The organism is Allobosea sp. (assembly GCF_048595345.1).
Classification (GTDB): domain Bacteria; phylum Pseudomonadota; class Alphaproteobacteria; order Rhizobiales; family Beijerinckiaceae; genus Allobosea.
The window spans coordinates 1-4,642 of the sequence record NZ_JBMDWH010000143.1; the positions used below are offsets into that span (position 1 = coordinate 1).

Here is a 4,642-nt window from a genome sequence, read left to right on the forward strand (position 1 = left end):
GCGCTTCGGGCGGATCGACGTGCTGGTCAACGCCGCCGGGATCTTGCGCGACGTCTCGCTCGAGGCCGGCGATCCGGCCGGGCTCGACGCGCTGCTGGCGATCAACGTCAAGGCGCCGTTCCGGCTGATCCAGGCGGCGCTTGGGCATCTGAAGGCCGCCGGGGAGGGGAGGGTCATCAACATCGCCTCCCTGTCCGGCAAGCGGGTGCGCAACGCCAATGCCGGCTACCAGATGAGCAAGTTCGCCATGGTCGCGCTTTCTCATGCGGTGCGGCAGGCGGCATTCGAGGCCGGCGTCAGATCGCTCTCGCTCTGCCCCAGCTCTGTCGCGACGGATATGGTGGCGGAGGCGGCCAAGCCGGGCAGCGAGATGACGCAGCCGGAAGACATTGCGCGGATCGTTGCCCTGGTCGTTGCGCTGCCGAACACGGCTTCCATCTCCGAGCTGGTCGTCAATTGCGGCTACGAGGCAATGTATTGAGCGTGCTGCCTCGCGCGCCGCGAGCGCGGGAGGCAGAGGCCATGCGCGCTCACCCGGCGCGGGCGGGCCGCGCCGCTTCTCGCCCCGCGATCTCGCCGAGGCAGACCGCGGTCAGCAGGCCGTTGCCGGAGAGATAGCCGGAAGCGAGAGGGCCGGAGACTCCCACGGCCGCGCCGCCGCAGGCGAAGAGATTGGGCAGGGCCGAAGCGTCCGGGCGCAGCGCGCGGCCGGCTCGGTCGATGCGCAGCCCGCCCTGGGTGTGGAACAGCGCGCCCGTGACGCGCACGGCGCAGAAGGGCGCCTCCAGGTCAGGCGCGTTCCGGAAGTCGCGGCCGAAGCGGTCGCTGCCTTCGCCGCGCTTCAGCGCAGCGACCTCGGCGGCGGTGGCCGCAAGGCTGGTCTCGGGAAGCCCGAGCGCGGCGGCGAGGCCGGCCATGTCCTGCGCCCTGGCGATCGCGCCCTGCGCCTCGGCGTTGCGGAAATCCTCGAATTGGCGGGCGATGCCGGCGATGCGCTCGTCGAAGATCGTCCAGGCCTTGCCCTCGGGCTGGGCGAGCACGGTCGCAGCCTGCTCCGAATAACCGTGGCTCTCATCCGAGAAGCGCTCGCCGGCGGCGTTGACCTGGAATCCCCCCTCCATCACCGTCGCCCAGCTGATTAGGATGCCGTGGGGCTGCGCCACCGAGCCATGGCCCTGATGGCCGGACATATGGACGAGTTCGGCGCCGAGCGCCTGCCCCCAGAGCACCGCGTCGCCCTCATTGCCGGAATGGCCGAACCAAAGCGCGTCTGCCATCTGCGGGATGTGTTTCGCGACGAGATCGCGGTTGCCGCCATAGCCGTTGCAGGCGAGCACGAGCGCCTTGCAGCCGATGCGCTCCTCTCCTCCGCCGGGCCGCGTGCCGGCGATGCCCGCGATGCGGCCGGCCGCGTCGGTGAAGAGGGTGGTCGCGCGGAACTCCGTCAGGATCGGGATGTCGCGGGCTTCGACCGCCTCGCGCAGCCGGTCGATCAGCTCCGAGCCGGTGCGCTTGGGCAGGCCGTGCATGCGCCGGGCGGAATGGCCGGGATAGGAGAAGTTGGTCACCACGTCGAAAGGCAGGCCGTGCGAATCGGCCAGCCATTCCAGCACGGGCCCGATCCGCTCCGTCAGCCTTGCGACCACGGCCGCATCGGGCTCGCCCTCGGCCTTGGCCATGATGTCGGCGGCGAACAGCTCCGGGCTGTCCGCGATGCCCGCCTCGCGCTGGAAACGCGTGCCGGCGGCGGGAATCAGGCCGGCCGAGAGCGCCGTCGAGCCGCTCGGTACCGCGTCCCGCTCCACAACGACGACCTCGGCGCCCGCCTCGCTCGCGGCGAGCGCCGCGACCAGCCCGGCCGCACCCGCCCCGACGATCAGGACATCGGCTTCGGCCTCGAAGGCGCCGCTGGCCGCGGGGAGCACGCGGTTCATAGCGCTTCGACCTCGGCCAGCACGGTGGCGATGGTCGCGATGCGGGCGACCGGCTTCAAGGCCGCGATCGCCTCCCCATGCATCGCCGGGGTCGGCGCCGCGCAGCCATCCTCCAGCACGGTCACGTCGAGATCGCGGACATGCGCGTCGCGGACGGTCGAGGCGACGCCGCCATTGGTGACGATGCCGGCGACCACGAGATGCTGGATGCCGAGCTTGCGCAACAGCCATTCCAGCCTCGTCTGGTAGAAAGCCGAATAGGTGATCTTCTCGACGCCGACATCGATCGGCTGCAACTCCTCGACGACCTCGTGGCCCCAGCCGCCCGGCAGAAAATCGCCGCGCTTGAGGAAGGGGCGCATCTGCTGGAGATGCGGAGAGATCAGCGGTTCGCCCCCACGCCCCGGCACCAGCGTGAACTGCGTCGCTGCCACCAGCCCGCCCTTGGTGCGGAAACGCTCGACAAGCGGGCGCAGCTTCTCGGGCAGGGCCTGCGCCTGCGGCGAGGCCGCGCCGCCCTTCGCATAGGCGCCGCAGGGATGGATGAAGTCGTTCTGAAGATCGACGATCAGCAGCGCGGTCGCGGCGATGTCGGTGACGGGCCCTGCCATGCTCAGCCTCTCAGGATGATGAGGTTGCCGAGCGCATCGACCTCGGCGGTGAGGCCCGGGTCGAGCAGCACCGTCGCATCGGGCTGCTCGAAGATCGCCGGGCCCTCGATCCGCGTGCCGATCGGCAGGTCCAGCCGCGACCAGATGGCGGTCTCCTTCCACATGCCGTCGAAATAGACCTGCCGGCTGCCGCGCCTTGCGGTGTCGCGATCGGCCTCGGCGGGCGGCGCGAGCGCGGTCAGGTCGAAGGCTGGCCGGCGGCCGATGGCGGCGGTGCGCAGCGTCACGATCCGCACCGGGATGCCGGGCAGGAGCCGGCTGAAGGCGGCGCCATAGGCGGCTTCGAAAGCCTCGCGGATGATCCCGGCGCTGACGCCCGTGCTGCCCTTCCCGAGCGTGACCGGCAGCGGCACGGAGACGGTGTGCGTCTGCCCGAGATAATGCATGTCGAGCTCGTAGAGCACGTCGATGCGCTCGACCGTGAGCCCGGCATCGGCGACGACGGCATGGGCTTCGCGCCCTGCCGCGACCATGCGGGCATCGAGCGCAGAGGCGTCGAGCCCGTCGAGCATCAGGTTCACCGTCTGCACGCCGTCATGGCGGATATCGGCGATGACGCAGCCCAGCGCCGAGGTGACCCCCGGGAAGCGCGGGACGAGCGCACCTTTCAGACCCACCTCGTGGATCAGCGCGCCGGTATGCAGCGCGCCGCCGCCGCCGAAGGGCATCGCCATGAAGCGCGCCGGATCATGGCCGCGTTCGATCGAGACGAGTCGGATCGCGCCGGCCATGCGGGCATTGGCGATCTTTACGATCGCCGCCGCCGCCGCCATCACGTCGAGGCCGAGCGGCTCGGCGATCTCCCTGGCGATCGCAGCCTTCGCGGCGTCGACATCGAGCCGTTGCAGCGTGCCGAGCGGCTTCGAGCCATCGATGCGGCCGAGCACGAGATTGGCGTCGGTCAGCGTCGGGCGGGTATTGCCTTGGCCATAGCAGACGGGGCCCGGCCGGGAGCCGGCACTTTCAGGGCCGACTTCCAGCAGTCCGCCGGCATCGACGCGGGCAATCGAGCCGCCGCCGGCGCCGATGGTGGTGATCTCGATCATCGGCGTGCGGATCACCATGCCGAAATCGATCGTCGTCTGCGCGGCAAGCGCGGCCTGCCCACCCGCGATCAGCGACACGTCGAAGGAGGTGCCACCGAGATCGCCGGTGATGATGTCGGGATGGCCGGCTGCGCGGGCGACCGCGGCGGCTGCGATCACGCCTGCGGCCGGGCCGGAGAGGGCCGTGCGCACGGGCAGGCGCCGCGCTGTGGCGGTCGACATCACGCCGCCATTGCTCTGGACGATGTGGAAGCGACCGGTGAATCCATCGGCTTCCAGCGCGTCCTCGAGCCGGCCGAGATAGGAGCCGACGACCGGCTGGAGCGTGGCGTTGAGCGCCGTGGTCGAGGCCCGCTCGAACTCGCGGATCTCGGGCAGGATCGCCGAGGAGCAGGCAATGTTCTCGTTCGGCCAGACCGTGCGCGCGGCGTCCAGTGCGTCGCGCTCGTTCTGCGGGTTGGCGTAGGCGTTGATGAAGATGATCGCCAGCGCCTCGCAGCCCTTGGCGATCAGCTCGTGGGCGGCCTTGCGCACCGCCTCGCGATCCACCGCGGTGCGGATCGTGCCGTCGGCCAGCGTACGCTCGGGCACCTCCAGCCGGCAGTCGCGCGAGGCGGCGGGGGTGAAATCGCCCCACAGCCCCCAGGTCTGGCGCCGGTCGCGGCGGCGCATCTCCAGCGCGTCGCGAAATCCCGGCGTGGTGATAACGCCGATCTTGGCGCCCTTCCGCTCGAGCAGGGCGTTGGTGCCCACGGTCGTGCCGTGGACGATGGAGGCGAGCTCAGAGACCGGGCCGAAGGTGGTCAGCCCCGCGATGAAGCCCTTGGCCTCGTCGCCGCGCTGGGAGGGAACCTTGGCGGTGCGGAAGCGCTTGGCCGCCTCGTCGAACCAGAACAGATCGGTGAAGGTGCCGCCGACATCGACGCCGACGACGGCTTTGGCAGGGGAAGTCGTCATCAGCCGATCTCGATGTCCAGCCCGTAGGTCTCGC

Annotated in this window: 4 protein-coding genes; 1 reads left to right on the forward strand and 3 read right to left on the reverse strand. The window is 70.6% G+C overall.

Going from position 1 to position 4,642, the window contains the following annotated elements:
* The coding region (locus tag ACOJTB_RS13740; RefSeq protein WP_420103092.1) for an SDR family NAD(P)-dependent oxidoreductase at window positions 1–481 on the forward strand (481 nt) is incomplete at its 5' end.
* A 49-nt stretch (window positions 482–530) separates the two neighbouring features.
* Here ACOJTB_RS13740 and ACOJTB_RS13745 read toward each other — a convergent pair.
* Genes ACOJTB_RS13745 through ACOJTB_RS13755 form a run of 3 tightly spaced genes read right to left on the reverse strand, consistent with a single transcriptional unit; the run spans window position 531 to window position 4,608 of the window.
* Window positions 531–1,934, reverse strand: a complete 1,404-nt coding sequence (locus ACOJTB_RS13745) for an FAD-dependent oxidoreductase (protein ID WP_420103093.1) — start codon at window positions 1,932–1,934, stop codon at window positions 531–533.
* A complete protein-coding gene (locus ACOJTB_RS13750; protein WP_420103094.1) occupies window positions 1,931–2,545 on the reverse strand; it encodes a cysteine hydrolase family protein in 615 nt (204 codons plus the stop codon). The genes ACOJTB_RS13745 and ACOJTB_RS13750 overlap by 4 nt, the downstream gene beginning before the upstream one ends.
* A 2-nt stretch (window positions 2,546–2,547) precedes the next feature.
* Complete coding sequence (locus ACOJTB_RS13755; RefSeq protein ID WP_420103095.1) at window positions 2,548–4,608, reverse strand: hydantoinase/oxoprolinase family protein; 2,061 nt, start codon at window positions 4,606–4,608, stop codon at window positions 2,548–2,550.
* Window positions 4,609–4,642: the final 34 nt, after the last annotated feature.

Bases quoted from the DNA above. Each gene is read 5' to 3' on its own strand.
- ACOJTB_RS13745 (WP_420103093.1), bottom strand. From the start codon at position 1,934: ATGAACCGCGTGCTCCCCGCGGCCAGCGGCGCCTTCGAGGCCGAAGCC.
- ACOJTB_RS13750 (WP_420103094.1), bottom strand. From the start codon at position 2,545: ATGGCAGGGCCCGTCACCGACATCGCCGCGACCGCGCTGCTGATCGTC.
- ACOJTB_RS13755 (WP_420103095.1), bottom strand. From the start codon at position 4,608: ATGACGACTTCCCCTGCCAAAGCCGTCGTCGGCGTCGATGTCGGCGGC.